General features: G+C 72.6%; 13 protein-coding genes and 1 pseudogene. 2 read left to right on the forward strand and 12 right to left on the reverse strand.

Going from position 1 to position 17859, the window contains the following annotated elements; all coding sequences use genetic code 11:
- Nucleotides 1–155 precede the first annotated feature (155 nt).
- Nucleotides 156–1889: an ABC transporter ATP-binding protein gene (locus tag ACWEVS_RS09210; protein WP_449922695.1), complete on the forward strand. Its 1734-nt coding sequence runs from the start codon at nucleotides 156–158 to the stop codon at nucleotides 1887–1889.
- Nucleotides 1886–3670, forward strand: coding sequence for an ABC transporter ATP-binding protein (locus tag ACWEVS_RS09215; RefSeq protein ID WP_452550743.1), 1785 nt, complete (start codon nucleotides 1886–1888; stop codon nucleotides 3668–3670). The genes ACWEVS_RS09210 and ACWEVS_RS09215 overlap by 4 nt, the downstream gene beginning before the upstream one ends.
- Nucleotides 3671–3885: 215 nt before the next feature.
- Here the strand turns inward: ACWEVS_RS09215 and ACWEVS_RS09220 are convergent, their stop codons facing one another.
- The 12 genes and pseudogenes from ACWEVS_RS09220 to ACWEVS_RS09275 all read right to left on the reverse strand — a co-directional run bounded on the left by ACWEVS_RS09220 (nucleotide 3886) and on the right by ACWEVS_RS09275 (nucleotide 17785).
- On the reverse strand, nucleotides 3886–4788 hold the full coding sequence (locus tag ACWEVS_RS09220) for an alpha/beta hydrolase (RefSeq protein WP_452550745.1): 903 nt from the start codon (nucleotides 4786–4788) through the stop codon (nucleotides 3886–3888).
- 56 nt (nucleotides 4789–4844) lie between these two features.
- Nucleotides 4845–5288: pseudogene (locus ACWEVS_RS09225) on the reverse strand (DUF998 domain-containing protein); the annotation flags it as partial.
- 54 nt (nucleotides 5289–5342) lie between these two features.
- Nucleotides 5343–5927 (reverse strand): helix-turn-helix domain-containing protein, encoded by a 585-nt coding sequence (locus tag ACWEVS_RS09230; RefSeq protein WP_452550747.1) that lies wholly within the window; start codon nucleotides 5925–5927, stop codon nucleotides 5343–5345.
- 178 nt (nucleotides 5928–6105) lie between these two features.
- Entirely contained in the window at nucleotides 6106–9129 is a 3024-nt protein-coding gene (locus ACWEVS_RS09235) for a chondroitinase family polysaccharide lyase (protein WP_452550748.1), read from the reverse strand.
- A gap of 55 nt (nucleotides 9130–9184) precedes the next feature.
- Nucleotides 9185–10603 (reverse strand): aldehyde dehydrogenase family protein, encoded by a 1419-nt coding sequence (locus ACWEVS_RS09240; RefSeq protein ID WP_452550750.1) that lies wholly within the window; start codon nucleotides 10601–10603, stop codon nucleotides 9185–9187.
- A gap of 11 nt (nucleotides 10604–10614) precedes the next feature.
- The gene (locus ACWEVS_RS09245) at nucleotides 10615–11706 is read right to left on the reverse strand and encodes a P1 family peptidase (protein ID WP_452550752.1); all 1092 of its coding nucleotides are present in this window, start codon (nucleotides 11704–11706) and stop codon (nucleotides 10615–10617) included.
- The gene (locus ACWEVS_RS09250; RefSeq protein WP_452550753.1) at nucleotides 11703–12884 is read right to left on the reverse strand and encodes a M20 family metallopeptidase; all 1182 of its coding nucleotides are present in this window, start codon (nucleotides 12882–12884) and stop codon (nucleotides 11703–11705) included. Before ACWEVS_RS09250 ends, ACWEVS_RS09245 begins: the two co-directional genes overlap by 4 nt.
- Nucleotides 12881–13666, reverse strand: coding sequence for an ABC transporter ATP-binding protein (locus ACWEVS_RS09255; protein ID WP_354913413.1), 786 nt, complete (start codon nucleotides 13664–13666; stop codon nucleotides 12881–12883). The genes ACWEVS_RS09250 and ACWEVS_RS09255 overlap by 4 nt, the downstream gene beginning before the upstream one ends.
- Complete coding sequence (locus ACWEVS_RS09260; protein WP_449922712.1) at nucleotides 13635–14537, reverse strand: ABC transporter ATP-binding protein; 903 nt, start codon at nucleotides 14535–14537, stop codon at nucleotides 13635–13637. Before ACWEVS_RS09260 ends, ACWEVS_RS09255 begins: the two co-directional genes overlap by 32 nt.
- Complete coding sequence (locus tag ACWEVS_RS09265; RefSeq protein ID WP_354913417.1) at nucleotides 14524–15345, reverse strand: ABC transporter permease; 822 nt, start codon at nucleotides 15343–15345, stop codon at nucleotides 14524–14526. The genes ACWEVS_RS09260 and ACWEVS_RS09265 overlap by 14 nt, the downstream gene beginning before the upstream one ends.
- Complete coding sequence (locus tag ACWEVS_RS09270) at nucleotides 15342–16280, reverse strand: ABC transporter permease (protein WP_452550754.1); 939 nt, start codon at nucleotides 16278–16280, stop codon at nucleotides 15342–15344. Before ACWEVS_RS09270 ends, ACWEVS_RS09265 begins: the two co-directional genes overlap by 4 nt.
- A complete protein-coding gene (locus tag ACWEVS_RS09275) occupies nucleotides 16277–17785 on the reverse strand; it encodes an ABC transporter substrate-binding protein (protein WP_354913421.1) in 1509 nt (502 codons plus the stop codon). Before ACWEVS_RS09275 ends, ACWEVS_RS09270 begins: the two co-directional genes overlap by 4 nt.
- Nucleotides 17786–17859 lie beyond the last annotated feature (74 nt).

Here is a 17859-nt window from a genome sequence, read left to right on the forward strand (position 1 = left end):
CGTGCCGGACGCCGATTGAGGCGGCCCCTGCCCGGCACCCTCGTCGGGCCGCGCCCCGCCGGGGTTGAATGTGGATCCAGGTGAGCATCAAAGAAGGCGCGCGTGCTTCCGTGCCGCGCCGACCGAATCCATGACCTGGAAGGCGACCTCCCCCCATGGCCTTACAACCTGGCTCCTCGTACGTGGTGTTCGCACGGCTCCTTCGCCCCATCCGCGGCAAGCTCGCCGCGGCCGCGGCCCTGCAGGTGATCGTCGCGGTCACCACGGTGGCCCCGCCGGTGGCGATCGCGGAGTTCGCCCGTCACCTGCTCGCCGGCGGTTCGCCGGCGGCGGCGTGGTGGGTGGCGGCGGTGGCGGCGACGGCCCTGCTGGTGAGGGCGGTGTGCACGGTCGGGGTCACGGTCCTGACCAACGTGGCCGACAACGACCTGCAGCGTGACCTGCGCACGAGGATGGCCGAGCACCTGGCCAGGATGCCGCTCGACTGGTTCGGCGGACAGGGTTCGGGCCGGGTGCGCAAGGCCGTCACCGACGACGTGGCCTCCCTGCACCGGCTGGTCGCGCAGAGCCTGATGGACGCGGTCGGCGCCCTGCTGGTGCCCACCCTGTCCCTGGCGTACATGCTGTGGGTGAGCCCGGCCCTGACGGGGATCGTCCTGCTCCCCGTCGTCGTCGGGTCGGTGTTCTACAAGAAGGTCAACGACATCGCGACCGCCGGCATGGCCGGCTACCACGACGCCCTCGCCCGGCTGGGCGCGGCCGCGGTGGAGTTCGTCCAGGGCATCGCGGTGGTCAAGGTGTTCGGCAGGACCGGCGGCGAGCACGGGCGCTGGCGGGCCGCGACCGGCGCGTTCAGCCGCTACCTCGACGACTGGTCGCGCTCGGTCGACCGGCCCATGGTGACCGGTACGGTCGTCTACTCCGCTCCCGTCGCGACGGCCACCGCGCTGGCGGGCGGCGGACTGCTGGTCTGGCTGGGCGCGCTCGCGCCCGCCGACGTCGTGCCGTACCTGCTGCTGGCGCCCGGCCTGACCGCGCCGCTGCTCGCGCTCGGATACACCCTGCAGGACATCCAGTTCGCCCGCACCGCCGTCGACGAGATCGGCGGCCTCCTGCGCACGCCCACCAGGACCGACCCTCCCGCAGGCCCCGCGCCCAGCGGCAGCGAGGTGGTCTTCGCCGGGGTCCGCTTCGGGTACGGCGAGCACGAGGTCCTGCACGGCATCGACCTCACCCTCTCCCCCGGCACGGTGACGGCGCTCGTCGGCCCCTCCGGGGCGGGCAAGTCCACGCTGGCCGCCCTGCTGGCCCGCCTGCACGAGGGCGCACGGGGCACCATCAGCGTCGGCGGCGTCGACCTTCGCGACCTGCCCGACGCCGAGCTGTACCGGCGGGTCGGCTTCGTCCTGCAGGACGTGCGGCTGCTGCGGGCCAGCGTGCGCGACAACATCGCCCTGGCCAGGCCCGACGCCTCCGACGAGGAGGTGCACGCCGCGGCCCGTGCGGCCCTGATCCATGACCGCGTCCTGGAACTGCCCCGCGGCTACGGCTCGGTGGTCGGCGAGGAGGCGATCTTCTCCGGCGGTGAGGCGCAGCGCGTCTCGATCGCCCGCGCCCTGGTCGCCGACACCCCGGTCCTCGTGCTCGACGAGGCCACCGCCTTCGCCGACCCCGAGTCCGAGGTCGCGGTGCAGGAGGCGCTGTCGCGGCTCATGCGCGGCAGGACCCTGCTGGTCATCGCCCACCGGCTGTACACCGTCCAGTTCGCCGACCAGATCGTCGTTCTGGACGGCGGCCGCGTCGCCGAGCGCGGCACCCACGACGACCTGCTGGCGGCGGACGGGCGCTATGCCCGCCTGTGGGCCGCGCAGCAGGCGGTGGCCGCGTGATCCGCCGCCTGATCGCCCTCGCCGACCATGCCCCTGCCCCCACCCATGCCCCCGCCCCCACCCATGCCCGCGACCTGCGCCTGGCCGTCGTGTCGATGACCGCCTCCGCCGCGCTCATGGGAGCCGTCCTCGGCCTGCTGCTGCCGATCCTGCGGGCGCTGTTCACCGGCGCGAACGCCACGGCACCGCTGCTGTGCCTGCTCGCGCTGACCGCGCTCTACGGCCTCGTCCACCGGGCCGCGATGATCAAGGCGCGCCGGGCCGGCTACGGCCTGTGCCGGCTCCTGCTGGACCGTCTCGGCGACCACGTCGTACGGCTGCCGCTCGGCTGGTTCGGCCAGGCCCGCGTCGGCCCCTTCGGCCGCCTGGCGGGAGCGGGCGTCATGAACATCCTGCAGACCCCGGCCCACCTGCTCGAGCCGCTGGCCGCAGCGACCGTGGCGCCCACGGTGACGATCGCCGTGCTGGCCGCGACCGACTGGCGGATGGCGCTGGCCGCGCTGGCCGTCGCCCCGATCGTCTGGCTGGCGGCCCGCTGGATGGGCGACAAGATCACCGTCGCCGACCACGACATCGACGCCGCCACCGCCGAGCTGGGCGCGAGAACCGTCGAGTTCGCCCAGGCCCAGCCCGTGCTTCGGGCGGCCGGCCGTACCGGCAAGGGTCTGGAACTGCTCGCCGCCGCGGTCGAGGAGCACCGCCGCGCCACCACGCGGCGCATCCGGACCGCGCTGCCCGCCCTGACCGCGCTCGGCCTGTCCATCCAGGGCGCGTTCGCGGTTCTGCTGCTGACCGCCGCGGCCATCGCGACCAGCCTCGACGCGGCAGCCCTGATCACCGCGATGGTGCTGGCCGCCAGGTACGTCGAGCCGATGCGGGACGCCGCCGCGATCAGCGCCGTCCTGCGGATGAGCGCGGGTTCCCTGGACCGGCTCGAACGCCTGCTCGCCACGCCGCCGCTTCCGGAACCCGCACGTTCGGCGGCGCTCGGCGAGCCTTCCGTCGAGCTGGACCACGTGTCCTTCTCCTACACCGGCGATGGCCCGCTCCTGCGGGACGTCAGCCTGACCGTCGCCCCCGGAACCGTCACCGCGCTCGTCGGCCCCTCCGGCGCCGGCAAGACCACGATCCTGCACCTGGTCGCCCGGTTCTTCGACGTCTCGTCGGGCAGCGTGCGCGTGGCGGGCGCCGACGTCAGAGAGCTGACGTTCACCGACCTGATGGACCACGTCTCGCTCGTCTCCCAGGACGTCTACCTGTTCGAGGGCACCCTGGAGGACAACATCAGGCTCAGCAGGCCCGAGGCGAGCCAGTCCGAGGTACGGCAGGCCGCCGGGCTGGCCCGCTGCGACGAGATCGCCGAGCGCCTGCCCGGCGGATGGGCAGGACAGGTCGGCGAGCGCGGGGCCTCGCTGTCGGGCGGCGAGCGCCAGCGCGTCTCGATCGCCAGGGCGTTGCTGAAGGACGCCCCCATCGTGCTGCTGGACGAGGCCACCTCGGCGCTCGACGCGGAGAACGAGGCCGCGGTCGCGGCCGCCGTGCGCGCGCTGGCGCGGCGCCGTACCGTGCTGATGGTCGCCCACCGCCTGAACACCGTACGGCACGCCGACCAGATCGTCGTGCTGGACGGCGGCCGGGTCGCCGAGCGCGGCACCCACGACGGCCTGCTGGCTGCGGGCGGTCTCTACGCCACCCTCTGGAAGACGCGAGAGGCCGCGACGGGCTGGCGCATCAAGGCCGCGCCCGATCGACAGGCCGCCGAGGAAGGCCAAGGCGACTGACGGGCCCTCGGCGCGGGCTTCGGCGCGGGCTTCGGCGCGGGCTTCGGCGCGGGCTTCGGTGACGGCGAGCAGGAGGCAGACGCCGATGACCCGCCGATGACCGCGCTGATGACCGCGGCTCGACCGCCGGGCGCAGCGAGGCCTGGCGGTCGAGTCGCCGTCCTGGGGACGGGGCAGGACAGCTCTCCGTGGTGGGCGAGGACCGTCCGGCGGTGTCAGTCGCGGCCCCCCTCGACGATCGCGACGATCTCGTCGATCGCCCGTCTGGACTCGGGCAGGGAATACAGGGGCCAGACGTGCAGCATGCCGGGGTATTCGAACACGTCCACGGACACGCCCTCCTGGCGCGCCCTGTCCCTGAGCCGGTGGGCGTCGGCGTTGAGGATGTCGCGGGTGCCGGTGAAGACCGCGATGGGGGCCAGTCCGCGGAGCGAGCCGTACAGGGGGCTGACCACCGGATCCCGCGGGTCCAGGCCTCCGGCGTACAGGCGGCCGGCCTCGCGCACGCCCTCGCGGGCGAGGATCGGGTCGACCCGCTCCAGCGCCGGCATGACCGGGTCGCTGATGGAGATGTCGACGCACGGCGACACCAGCACCAGGTGCGCCGGTTGCGGCAGACCGGCCTGCCTGGCCTGCATGGCCAGGGACAGGGACAGGTTGCCGCCCGAGGAGTCGCCCATCACGGTCAGGCACTCAGGGGAGAACCACTCGACGAGCTCCCGGTAGAGGGGCAGGAGCATGGCCCACACGTCGCGGGCGGTGTGCTCGGGGGACAGCGGGTACAGGGGGACGGTGATCGAGCAGCCCAGCCGCTCGGCCAGCGTGCCGATGAGGTCCCAGTGCAGCGAGGTGATCGACAGGGACCAGCCGCCGCCGTGCAGGTACAGCAGGTGACGCTTGGCGCGCCCGCTCTTCGGGCTCACCGTGTAGACGCGGTGACCGGCCACGTGCTGCTCCTCGACGCAGAGCCGGTCCTTGAAGCGCGGTACGGCGGGGCCTCGCCGGCGGTCGGCGGCGATGCTCCGGTGCACCTTCTCCGCGCTGCCGTACATGCGCCGTTTGACGCCCATCAGCCTGACCATGACGGTGGTCAGCCGCGCCTGCATGCTCGGTGTCATGGGGGACCTTTCCCTGGTGGAGGTGACGGCGCTGAGACGGCCGGGCGCGCGCCCGCTCACCGTCGCCGTCCGACGATCATGAACGCGCCCGCCGTCGCCGCCCAGACGATCAGCGGGTAGATCACCAGCCGCTCCATCGTGCCGAGCCCGAGCCCGAGGAACTGGTTGCACAGGAACAGGACCGCCATGACCAGCCCGAAGGCGCCCGCGAGGAGGCCGAGCACCGCGGGCACCCGCCACCCGGGGGCGCCGCGGGTGGCGAATCCGAGCACCAGCGCTCCCGCGTTCCCGAGGGCGAAGATCCCTAAGGCGCCCAGACCGTGCACGACGATGTTCTCGTTCTCCGGCGCCAGGCCGACCAGGATCCAGCTCACGGCGGCCGACGCGACCAGCGCGCCCCCGACGACCGTGCCGCGGCCCTGCGGCCAGGCGCGCCGGGTCAGCGCGAGACCGGCTCCCAGCAGCACCCCCAGCAGGATGAACGAGCCGTTCATCAGGGCGTGCCGCGGCGAGCAGACCGTCTGTGGATCTTCTGGTTCCCGCGAGGCGGGTTTCTACAGGCCGTGCTCGATCAGGTCGAAGGCCTCGTCGATCAGATCGTCGAGAGGCTTGCCGACGCCGTCCCGCCAGGAGGCCCGTACGGCCCACTCGATGATGGAGAACGTCGTGACGACCAGCACACTGGGGTAGACCTCATGCGGCAGGTCGGCCCCCGTCCGCTCGGCCACGGCCCGCATGAGGGTCACGAAGATCTGCTCCTGGTCGGCGGGCCTGCGCGCCCGGGTGAGCAGTTCGGGGTGACGGCGCCACAGCGCGACCTGCTCGCGGCTGGGCACGTAGGATTCGGCGATCTCCTTGGCCATGACCCGCATCGACCGGACCGCCGGCTCGTCCGCGGGACGCGCGGCCACCAGCGCCGCCAGCTCCTCCGCCGACCAGGAGGGGCCGACCGTCAGGGCCTCCTCCTTGGTGGAGAAGTAGTTGAAGAAGGTCCGGGTGGAGATGTCGGCCGCCTCGGCGATCGCCTCGACGGTCAGGCTCTCCAGCCCTCCCTCCAAAGCCAGGCCCACCGCCGCGTCTCCGATGAGCCGTCGCTTGCGTGCCCTGTTGCGCCTGCGACGCTCTTCCACCGCATCCATGATTTGCACAATACGCAAGAATTGCACTACGTGCAATCCGCTCGGCGGCGCGGCCCGTCCGCGCCGACCAGCCGTGGAACCTGACGGCCCTGGACGCCCGGGCCGAAGCGCGAGCCGCGGCCCGGAGCGCAGGGCTGGGACGCCGGTGGTCAGGTGGGGCCACGGCCGGACGGAGGCGTCACGTCGACGGGGTGAGGCGGACCTGGATCGGGATGCCGTGGACCGTCTCGAACTCGACGACGGTCCGGTCCCCGGTGATCCGTGCCCGGCACCGCCCCTCCGCGCGCCGCCACCGTCCCGCGAGCGTCACCCGCAGCAGGTGGGGGTGGCTCGGGCTGGTCAGCCACGGCCGCGACCAGGGGCTGTAGTGGCCGACGTACCGGCCCCGCTCGTACTGGTCGGGGTCGATGCCGTTGTAGAGGCGCAGGTCGGGATCGGCCACCGCGAGGACGAGGTCGGCACCGTCCTGGCGGGTCATGAGCAGCGACGGGGTGTCGACGGCGAGCACCCGGCCGGCCAGCCGTACCCGCTCGAAGACCGCGTAGCCGGTGACGCCGGTGGCGCGGTCGGCGACGACGTGCGCGGCGGCGTCGGCCCGGACCACCGTGTACGGCACGTCGGCCGCGAAGGCCGCCATCCGCTCGGCGGTGGTGTCGACGACCATGGCGTACTCGTAGGAGCCGTCGCGGGGCGCGGCGCCGTGCCTGATCCAGGCGGTGGAGAAGGCGCCGCCGGTCGGCGCCTCGGTGGCGTTGTGGCGGGAGGCCTGGGTGGCGCGGGTCAGGCCGACGCGCTGGCCGGAGGCGAGGTAGTAGCCGATGTTCTTGTCGTCGAGCAGCCAGCGCGGTGAGAGGTCGAGCCGCTCGTAGGGGAAGGGGACGTCGGTCCCGTCCATGACGACGCGGCCGGTCCTGGTGGTCTGGAAGAGGGTGGTCTCGGTCTCGTGTCCGCTGTCGGCGTTGGCGATGCCGGTGCCGAGGGCCACGATGCGGTCGTCGAACAGGAACACCGATTTCCTGGCCCGGTGGGTGCCTTCGTACTTGGGGTGTTCGTGGAGGTCCATGGCGAACATCCCGTGCTGCCCGTCGATGGCGCAGGATCCGCCGAACCGGGAGTCGGTGAGCAGCATCTCCTCGATCGCGCCGGTGAGGTCGCCCTTGAGCGCGTCGAGGGGTTTGTGGATGGTGGTGGTGCCGGGCCTGCGGTTCCAGTCGTAGCCGGGCTGGGCGTAGCCGCTGTCGAGGTTGGTGCCGCGGTGCACGACCTGGATCTGGCCGTAGGTGTTGTACCTGCCGTACCAGTTGGCGCCGACGTAGATCTCGGTGGACCACAGGTAGCGGTTGTGGCCGCGCACGGTGACCTGCCACTCGCCGCGGCGGTGGACGCTGAGCGCGGCGTAGTTGAGCGCCCAGTTCCCGCTCGGCGCAGGCTCGGCGGTGACGCCCCTGGCGGCGAGCCTGCCGGCGATCTCCTGCTGCTGCGGCGTGGGCGAGGACGGCAGCAGCCGCAGGAAGGCGGCGCCGATCTCGTCGTCGATCTGGGCCAGCCATTGGAAGGGCACGATGGACAGGGCGGTGGTGCCGCCGGGGTTGCGGCCGCTGATGGAGATCGGCCACTGCGTCCGTCCGGCGTAGACGCGCTGCGCCAGCAGGGCCTTCTTCAGCCAGCCGGACGCCTCGGAGGAGAGCGCGAAGGCGCCGCCGTGCATGAGGTAGACCAGCGGGGCCAGGCCGGTGAACCCGTCGCGGACGTAGTCGGGGAAGAAGCCGACGTGGTGGAAGGCGGTGCCGTCGATCTTGATGCCGTCCTGGATGCCGTCGGTGGGCAGCAGGGCGGTGTCGAGCCAGTCGCGCAGGGCCTTGAGGTAGGCGACCTGTTCGGCCTCGGTGTCACGCAGGAGCACCGCGGCCAGCATGCCGCGGACGGTGGTGTTGAACAGGTCCATGATCGAGCCGTGGGCCATGCGGTGCTTCCAGCCGCGGAAGATCCTGCCGAGGCCGGTCAGCCAGTCGAGGTCGGCGCGGACCTGCTCGAACCAGCCGGCCTCGCGCAGCGCGTCGCGCATGAGGTAGACGGAGTCGTAGTAGCCGCGCACGTCGTAGCCGAGGTGGTGGATCGTGCCCTGGCAGCTGCCGCGCGTCCACCCCTGCTCGCGCAGGTGGTCGACGATCCTGAGGTAGAGGGCGGCCAGCGCGGGCCGGTCGGGCGGGCTGGCCTGGTGTCCCTGCGCGATGGTCTTCATGAGGTCGGTGCAGGCGCGCAGGGTGACGGGGTCGACGAACGCCTTCAGCTCGGCGGCGATCTCGGCGGGGTAGATCTGCGACTGGTAGGCGTGCACGGGACGGCCCGTGAGCGCGTCGGCCTGCGCGGTGAGGGCGGCCAGGTCGGGCTTGACCTGGGCGATCAGGTACTCGTCGTGGTAGCGGGTGACCAGCGCGCGCAGGTCGGCGCTCTCCTCCCGCGTCGGGGGGCGCACCTGCGGCTTCCGGGTTGACAGCAGCCGGTCGAACAGGTGGAGGGCCTGCCAGTGCTGGTTGTCGTACTCGTCGCCCTCGGGGGCGATGTCGGGCAGCTGGTGGTCGCGGCACGGCGCGTCGGGCCGCAGCGGCACGTTGAGCATGAGCTGGTCGAGATGCAGCCGTCCGGTACGGCCGGGCGCCACGATCCGCAGCGTGTCCATGTCGGATCTGGGCCTGCCGTGCATGTCGTAGGCGTAACGCACCCACGCCGTGCGCCAGCCCGAGTAGTTCAGGTGGAACTCGAACCACACGTCCGTCCGGTCGCCCCGGCCGAACTCGAACCGCACGACGTCGTCGACGGGGGTGTCGTTGTGGATCCACACGCAGAAGGCGTCGACCAGTCCCTGCCAGGCCTGGTCGTCGCCGAGCCGGTAGGGGTCGGGCGCCCACCTGAGCGGGGCGCGCACGGTGATGACGGCGCGTTCGGCGTGGTCCCAGCGCAGGGAGTGCTTCCCGCAGACGGCGACCTGGCCGGCGATGGACAGGCCGTCGCCGCTGACGTGCGGGGGGACGGCCGACTCCAGCAGGAACACCGGCGGGTCCATGGCCATCGCCCGCTGCTCGAGGTCCGCGGGCACGTCCGTGACGGCCGGCACGTCCGGGCCGGCCGTCACAGCGTCGATGGGAAGCGCGGGGGCGAGCGCCGCGCCCTTGATGACGGTCCTGCGCGAGATATTCGCCACGATCACCATCAAACGGGAAAACTATCTTCACGTCCAGGACCGGCCGTGGGAGCGGTCACGGCCGGATGATGGCCATCCGGGTCACCGTGAACTCCTCGATGGCGAAGCGCGGCCCCTCGCGCCCGGCGCCCGAGTCCTTCACCCCTCCGTACGGCATGTTGTCGGCCCGGAAGCCCGGCACCTCGTTCACCACGACCCCGCCCGCCTCCAGCCGCTCGATCGCCGCGAACGCCGTCGCCAGCGACCTGGTGAAGACCGACAGGTGCAGGCCGTACCGGGACCTGTTGACGGTCTCGAAGGCCTCCTCGATGCCGTTCACGGTCCGCACGCACACCACGGGCCCGAAGATCTCCTCGTCCCACGCGGCCACCCCGTCGGGCACGTCGGCCAGCACGGCCGGCGCGATCGCCGTGCCCTCACGCGTCCCGCCCGTGACCAGTTCGGCCCCGGCCGCCACGGCCTCCTCCACCCACGACAGCACGCGCGAGGTGGACCGCTCGTCGATCAGCGCCGCCACCCTGGTCTCCGGCGAGCGCGGGTCGCCGACCACGACGTCCTTCATCCGCGCGGCCAGCAGGTCGAGGAACTCCGCCCGCACGCTCTGCTCGACGACGACCCGCTGGACCGAGATGCAGGCCTGCCCCGAGGCGTAGTAGCCGCCCCTGACCACCGCGTCGGCCGCGGCCGCCAAGTCGGCGTCGGCCGCCACGACGAGCGCTGCGTTCGATCCCAGCTCGAGGAGCACCTTGGTGGGCGCGGCGTTGCGCGCGATGGCGTGCCCGGCCGCGGCCGACCCGGTGAAGGAGACCGCGCCGATCCGCCGGTCCTCCACCAGCGCCCTGCCGACCTCGACGTCGCCGGTGACCAGCTGGACGGCGGCGGCCGGCAGCGCGCCGGTCGAGCGCAGCAGCTCAACCAGCCCGAGCGTCGCCAGCGGCGTCGAGGGGGCCGGCTTCACGATCACCGGGCAGCCCGCCGCCACCGCCGGTGCGATCTTGTGCGCGGCCAGCAGGAGGGGATAGTTGAAGCCGGTGATCCCGACCACCACCCCGATCGGCCGCCTGGTCCAGAACCCGACCAGCCCTTCGCCCGCGGGCAGCAGGTCCATCGGCACGGTCTCACCGTGCAGCCTGGCCACCTCCTCGGCCGCGGTGGCCAGCGTGACCAGCGTCCTGGCGACCTCGACCCGGCAGTCGACCAGCGGTTTGCCGGTCTCCAGCACCAGCAGCCGCTCGAACTCCGCCCTGCGCGCCGCCAGCGCGTCGTGCGCCCCGAGCAGCGCGGCGCGGCGGGCGTGCGAGGGCGTGCGCGCCATCGCGGGCGCCACGGCGAGCGCCTCGTCGACGGCTCTTCCGGCCAGCGCCACGGTGCCGACGGGCGCGTGCGCCACCGTCGTGCCGTCGTAGGGGAAGACGACCGGGGCGCTGTCGGCCACCGGCACCCACCCGTCTCCGATCGGAAGCCCCTCGGTCATGTCCGACCCCCTCATCCTCGCTTGCGCGCGCTCGGGAACACATCCAGGTACGCGGGCGCGCCCTCCCTGCCCGTCGCGTGCAGGACGGCGTGCGCGATCGCCCTGCTGAACACGTCGGCCCCGGCGGCCAGCACGTCGTGCAGCTCGGTGTCGGCGCCGGGCCGGCCGCGGGTGGACATCGCGAAGACGGTGTCGCCGTCGACCATCGTGTGCGCGGGCCTGATCGCCCTGGCCAGACCGTCGTGGGCCACTCCGGCCAGCTTGCCGCACTGGGCCTTGGACAGCGTGAGGTCGGTGGCCACGACGCCGATCGTGGTGTTGAACGACGGCGCCTTCACCGGCTGCCAGCGGGTGACCTCGTCGAGGTCGGGCTCGCCGATGTCGCCGAACTCGCCGGCCAGGCCGTACCTGGTGCCCGACAGCAGGCCGCTGCCGGGGTCGAGGACGGATCCGGCGGCGTTGACGACGGCGAGGGCGGCCACGGTGACGCCCGAGGGCAGGACGGCGCTCGCCGTCCCGACGCCGCCGGCCAGCCCGCCCGCCACCGCGCCGGTGCCCGCCCCGATGGACCCGTTGCGCGCCGGAGCGGCCGCGGCCGGGGCGAACGTGGCGGAGACGGACGAGGCGGAGGCGGACGGCGTGGCGGCGACGGCGGCGTCGTAGGCGGCGGCGCCCAGCTCGCCGTCCGGTGTGGCGCGGAAGCCGCCGCCGCGCCCCAGGTCGTAGATGACCGCCGAGGGCACGATCGGGACGACGCCGCCCGCCACCGGGAAGCCGATCCCCTCGTCGGCCAGGCGCTGCATGACACCGCAGGCGGCGCTCAGGCCGAAGGCGCTCCCGCCGGTCAGGACGATCGCGTGGACGCGCTCGACCAGGTTGCGCGGGTCGAGCAGCTCGGTCTCGCGGGTGCCGGGCGCCGCGCCTCGCACGTCGACGCCCGCCACTGCCCCCTCGGGCGGAGCCACGACGACGCTCACCCCGGTCAGGTACCCCTCGCCGACCCGCTGGGCGTGCCCGACCCTGAGCCCGGCGACGTCGGCCATCGAGTTCGTGGGCCCCGGCCGCATCGGGACGCTCCAGGCGTGGCCGGTGCGGCCGGTCACGCCGCGCCGCCGGACAGGAAGATCCGCGCCGCCTCGGCGAAGACGCGGGTGCAGCGGACGATCTCCTCGACCTCGACGTACTCGTCGGCCTGGTGGGCGATCCACTTGCCGCCGGGGCCGTAGACCACCGACGGGATGCCGCCCCAGTGCGTGAGCACGGTGCCGTCGGTGGAGCCCGGCACGCCGCCGTACACCGGCTCCTGCCCCGTGACCGCCGTGTGCGCGGCGGCGAGGGCGGTCACGACGGGGTGGGTGACCGGCACGTCCACGGGAGGCCGGTCGACCAGGATCGTGACCTTCGCCTCGACGCCGTCGAAGGCGGCCAGTTCCTCCACCCTGTCGGCCACCTCCTTGTGCGCGAGCCCAGGGACGGTCCGTACGTCGACGAAGACGGAGGCGGTGGCCGGGATGACGTTGACCTGCTCCTGCGAGCCCGCCTGGACGACCGTCGGGGTGACGTAGACCTCGCCGAGGTGCTCGTGCGCCGGATGGGCGGACTGGAGCGCGTCCTGGTAGGAGCGCAGGGCGACCAGCAGCGCGCCCACCGCCTGGATGGGATTGCGTCCGTGCTGCGGCATCGCGCCGTGGGCCATCTTGCCGGTGAAGTCGATCCGCAGCCGCAGCGCGCCCTTGGCGACGGCGCAGATCTCGCCCGCCTCCGGCTCGGCGACGATGGCCGCGTCCACGTCGGCGGACAGCTCGGAGCCGACGAAGCGGTGCGCGCCGATCATCAACCCTTCCTCGTCGGCCAGCGCGCACACCTTGATCCGTCCGGGGAACGGCCCGGCCAGCTGCACCGCCCGGGTGGCGTACAGCACCGCGGCGAGTCCCGACTTCATGTCGGCGCTGCCCCTCCCCCACAGCCTGCCGTCACGGATCTCCCCGCCGAACGGGTCCACCGTCCACTCCGACAGGTCGCCCTCGGTCACCACGTCGGTGTGGCCCTCGAACATCAGCGTCGGGCCCGCGCCGCCGCCGCCCTCGACGATGCCCACCACGTTCGGCCGCCCGGGCGCCGCCTCGTCGACGACGACGTCCCAGCCCCATTCCCGCATCCTGGCGGCCACCAGCTCGGCCGCCGGCAGCTCGTTGCGCCCTCTGGCCGGGTCGTTGGTGCTGGGGATGCGCACCAGCCGCTGGGTGAACTCCACGACTCCCCGGGCATCGATCTCGATCACAGCAGTCCCTCCAAGGTGGGTACGGCCTGCAGCAGCGTCCGCGTGTAGTCGTGCCGCGGGGCGGCCCAGACCTCGTCGACCAGGCCGCGCTCGACCACGGTGCCGCCGTGCATGACCGCGACGCTCTCGCAGACGTGCCGCACGACGGACAGGTCGTGCGACACGAAGATCAGGGTGAGCCCGTGCGTGTCGATGAGGTCGGCCAGCAGGTTGAGGATCTGGCCGCGGACGGACACGTCGAGGGCGCTGACGGGCTCGTCGGCCACCAGCACCTTGGGCCGGGGGGCCAGGGCGCGGGCGATGGCGATGCGCTGGCGCTGTCCGCCGGAGAACTGGTGGGGGTAGCGGTCGGCGGCCGAGGCGGGCAGGCCGACCTCCTCCAGGAGGGCGGCGACGCGTCCCTCGACGGGGCGGCCGAGGGCGACGAGCGGTTCGGCGATGATGTCGCGGACCCTCATCCTGGGGTCGAGCGAGCTCATCGGGTCCTGGAAGACGATCTGCAGGTCGTCGCGCAGGAAGCGCAGGTCACGCTCGCGGCGGCCGACGATCTGCCGGCCCTCGAAGGTGATCGAGCCGCTGGTCGGCCGGTCCAGCCCGCACAGCAGGCGCAGCAGCGTCGACTTGCCCGAGCCGGACTCGCCGACGATGCCGAACCGGTCGCCCCGCCGTACGTCGAGGGACACGCCGCGCAGGGCGTGCACCTCGGGCTTGAACAGCGAGGTGCGGTAGACCTTGGTGAGGTCGCGGGCCTCAATCACGGGGGTGCCAGCAGGCGTAGGCATGGCCGTTCCCTTCCAGCGTGGGCTCCTGCGCGCACGTCGGCAGGGCGTGCGCGCACCTGTTCCTGAAGACGCAGCCGTCGGGGAACTCGCCTGCGGCGGGCACGCTGCCGTTGATCGTGGGCAGGCGGGTGCCGCGGGGAGTGAGCCTGGAGGCGGCGATGAGGCCCTCGGTGTAGCGGTGGCGGGGGTCGGTGAACACCTCCCTGATGGGGCCGCTCTCGACGACGCGCCCGCCGTACATGACCAGGACCCGCGAGCAGACGGAGGCGACGACGGCCAGGTCGTGGGTGATGAACAGGACGGCGGGGGCGAGCTCGGCGATCAGCTCCAGCATCTGCTTCTGCACGGTGACGTCGAGCGCGGTGGTGGGTTCGTCGCAGATGAGCAGCGAGGGCTCGTTGGCCAGGGCGATGGCGAGCATGACGCGCTGGCGCTGGCCGCCGGACAGCTGGTGCGGGTAGGCGCGGGGGGCCTCGACGCCCACGCGGCGCAGCAGGTCGAGGGCGCGGGCCCGGGCCTCGGCGCGCGGCCTGCCGTGCAGGGTCATGACCTCGCGGACCTGCGCGCCGACGCGCATGGTGGGGTTGAGCGCGGTCATCGGCTCCTGGAAGACCATGGACACCACGCGGCCGCGCAGGTTCCTGACCCGCCTGTCGGGGACGCCGACCAGCGGGCGGTCCTCGAGGACGGCCGTCCCGGTGGCGGTGACGCCCTCGGGCAGCAGGCCCATCAGCGACAGCGCGGTCAGCGACTTGCCCGAGCCTGACTCGCCGATCAGGCCCACCCGCTCGCCGGGGGCGATGTCGAAGGACACCTGCCGCACCAGTTCCAGGTCGCCGGCACGGACGGTCAGGCCCTCAACGCTCAGCACCGATCCTCCTGAGCTTGGGGTCGAGGTGGTCGCGCAGCCCGTCGCCGAGCAGGTTGAAGCCGAGGACGGCCAGCGCGATGGCCAGGCCTGGCCACAGCGCCAGGCGCGGCGTGGAGAACAGCAGTTCCTGGGCCTCCTGCAGCATGCGGCCCCACGAGGGGGTCGGCGGCCTGGTGCCGAACCCGAGGAACGACAGCGCCGCCTCGGCCAGGATGGCGATGGCGAAGGACACCGACGCCTGCACGATGAGCATCGAGCCGATGTTCGGCAGCACGTGGCGGCCGGCGATGGCGAGGCGGCGCCGCCCGGCGGAGCGCGCGGCGAGGATGTAGTCGGTGACCATGACCTGCATGGTGGCGGCGCGGGCGACGCGGGCGAAGGCCGGCACGGTGGCGATGCCGATCGCGATCATGGCGGTGAGGGTGCCGGCTCCGTAGACGGCCCCGAGCATGACGGCCAGCAGCAGCGCGGGGAAGGCGAAGACGAGGTCGTTCACCCGCATGATCAGGTCGGACAGCCAGCCGCGAGGGGTCATGCCGGCGACCATGCCCAGCGGCGTGCCGACGAGCGCGGCGATGCCGACCGCGACGATGCCCACGTAGAGCGTGGTGCGCGCGCCGACCATGAGCTGGCTGAGGGTGTCGCGGCCGAACTTGTCGGTGCCGAGCAGATAGTCGCCGCCCGGCGGGGCCAGCCGGTGCGCGGCGTCCACCAGCGTCGGGTCGTGCGGCGTCCACGCGAACGACACCAGCGCGGCCAGGACCGTGAGCCCGACCAGGACGGCCCCGGTGATCAGGTTTCCTCTCATCGCAACCTCGGATCGAGTACGGCGTAGGCGAGGTCGACCACGAAGTTGACCAGCAGGACGGCCACGACGAGCAGCATGACCACTCCCTGCACGAGCAGCAGGTCGCGCTGGGCGACGCCGTTCAGCAGCAGGTCGCCCAGGCCGGGGATGACGAAGACCCGCTCGACCACGACCGCTCCGATGAGCAGGGTGGCCAGCTGGAGCCCGAGCACGGTGACGACGGGGATGGCAGCGTTGCGCAGCCCGTGCCGCCACAGCGCGCCCATCCGCCCTCTGCCCTTGGCGCGGGCGGTGCGCAGGTAGTCCTCGCGCATCACGTCGAGGACGGCGCTGCGGACGTAGCGGGTGAGCAGGGCGCCCTGGACCAGCCCGAGCGACAGCCACGGCAGCAGCAGCGACCGGAACCACAGCGAGGGGTCCTCGGCGAAGGGGACGTAGCCGCCCGAGGGCAGCGCCTGGGCCTGCACCGCGAAGACGAACACCAGCAGGATGCCGGCCAGGAAGGCGGGGACGGCGACGCCGACCTGGCTGACCGCGCTGATGGCGGCGCCGAGAGGGTTGCGGTGGTGGACGGCGGCGAAGGTGCCGGCGGGGACGGCGACGAGCAGCGCGATCACCATGCCGCCGAGCACCAGCGCGAGCGTGACGCCGAGCCGGTCGGCGATCTGCGGCCCGATCGGCGAGCTGGTGACGTAGGAGGTGCCGAAGTCGCCGGTGGCCAGCCCGCTCACCCAGTCGGAGAACTGGGCGAGCGCGGGCCGGTCCGTGCCGAACTGCCTGCGCAGCTCCGCGACGGCCTCCGGCGTGGCGTTGACGCCCAGGGCGACCTCCGCCGGGTCGCCGGGCAGCAGCGCCATGAAGGCGAAGACGACCACACCGGCGGCCGCGGTGCTCGCGAGGAGTACCGCGACCCGCCTGACCAGGAACCAGATCACTGCTTGGTGAGACCCGTGAAGTCGAAGGACTCGGCGATGGCGTTCTTCGGCAGGCCGGTGGTGATGTTCTTCTTGGCCACGATGAGGTTGGGGAACAGGAAGAGCCAGTCGGCCGCGGCGTCCTCGGACAGCAGCTTGGCGGCCTTCTTCAGGTCGTCCACCTGCTGCTGCTCCGACCCTTCGTCGGCCGAGGCGAGGAGCGCGCCGTACGCTGGGTTGTCGTAGTGGAAGTAGTAGGACTTGTCGGCGAAGATACCCAGGTCGCGGGGTTCGACGTGGTTGATGATGGACATGTCGTAGTCGCCCTGCTTGAACACCACGTCCAGCCAGCGGGCGGGGAACTCCAGCGGGTCGATCTCGGCGGTGATGCCGACCTGGGCCAGCTGCGACTTGACCACCTGCGCGGCGGCGACCGCGTACGGCAGGTTGGGGATGCGCATCTTCACCGTGTAGGTCCTGCCGCCGAGCAGCGCCTTGGCCTTGGCCACGTCGTAGGGGTAGTCGCCGGTCCTGTCCTCGTACCAGGGGTCGGTGGGCGGCACCATGCTGCCGATCAGCTGGCCGCGTCCCGCCCACGCGGTGTCGAGCAGGGCCTTGTGGTCGATGGCGTGGCGGACGGCCTGCCGTACCTTCTTGTCGTTGAAGGGCGGGCGGGCGTTGTTCATCGACAGCACGACCTCGCCGTTGGTGGTGCCCTCGACGACCTGGAAGCGGTTGGGGTCGGCGAACTGGGCGAGCGACTCGGGCGCCTGGACGGCGGAGATGACGTCGATGCCGCCGGTGAGCAGCGCGTTGTTCATCGCCGTGGCGTCCTTGAAGTACTTCAGGGTGATCCGGGAGACCTGCGGCTTGGGACCCCAGTACGTGTCGTTGGCGACGAGCTGGATGGAGTCGCCGCGCCGCCACGAGCCGAGCTGGTAGGGGCCGGTGCCGACGGGCTTGTTGGCCAGGTCGGCGACGCCGGTGCGGCTGAACATCGCGCCGAGTCTGGTGGCCATGGCGTACATCCAGCCGTTGCTCGGCCGCTTGAGCGTGACGACGGCGGTGTGGTCGTCCTTCTTCTCCACCGTGTCGACGACGTCCATCTGGGTCTTGATCTTCAGCTTCCAGTCGGACTTGACCCTGTCGATGGAGAAGATCACGTCGTCGGCGGTGAAGGGGGCACCGTTGGTGAAGGTCACGCCCTTGCGGAGGGTGAAGGTGTAGGTCCTGCGGTCGGACGAGACGTCCCATTTCTCGGCCAGCAGCGGCTGGATCCTGCCGTCCTGGTCGAGCTTGACCAGGCCCTCGTAGACGTTGACCAGCAGCGCCTGCGGGATCGCCGCGCCCTCGGTGGCGGTGAAGTCGAGGTTGGCCGGTTCGGCGACGAAGCCGACGGCCAGGGTGGAGGGCTGCGAGCTCACCGGCCCGGCGCCACGGTCGCCCGCGCCGTCGCCGCCACCGCCGCCGCATGCCGTGCTGAGAAGGAGCCCGCCGAGGGCGACCCAGATGCCGATGCGCCTCATGCCTCAAGCCTCCTGGCTAGTGCACTGGTCTGACCAGTAGGCTACGCACACTGCCAGCCCAGGACTTTTCGGTC

Source organism: Nonomuraea sp. NPDC003754 (genome assembly GCF_053605785.1).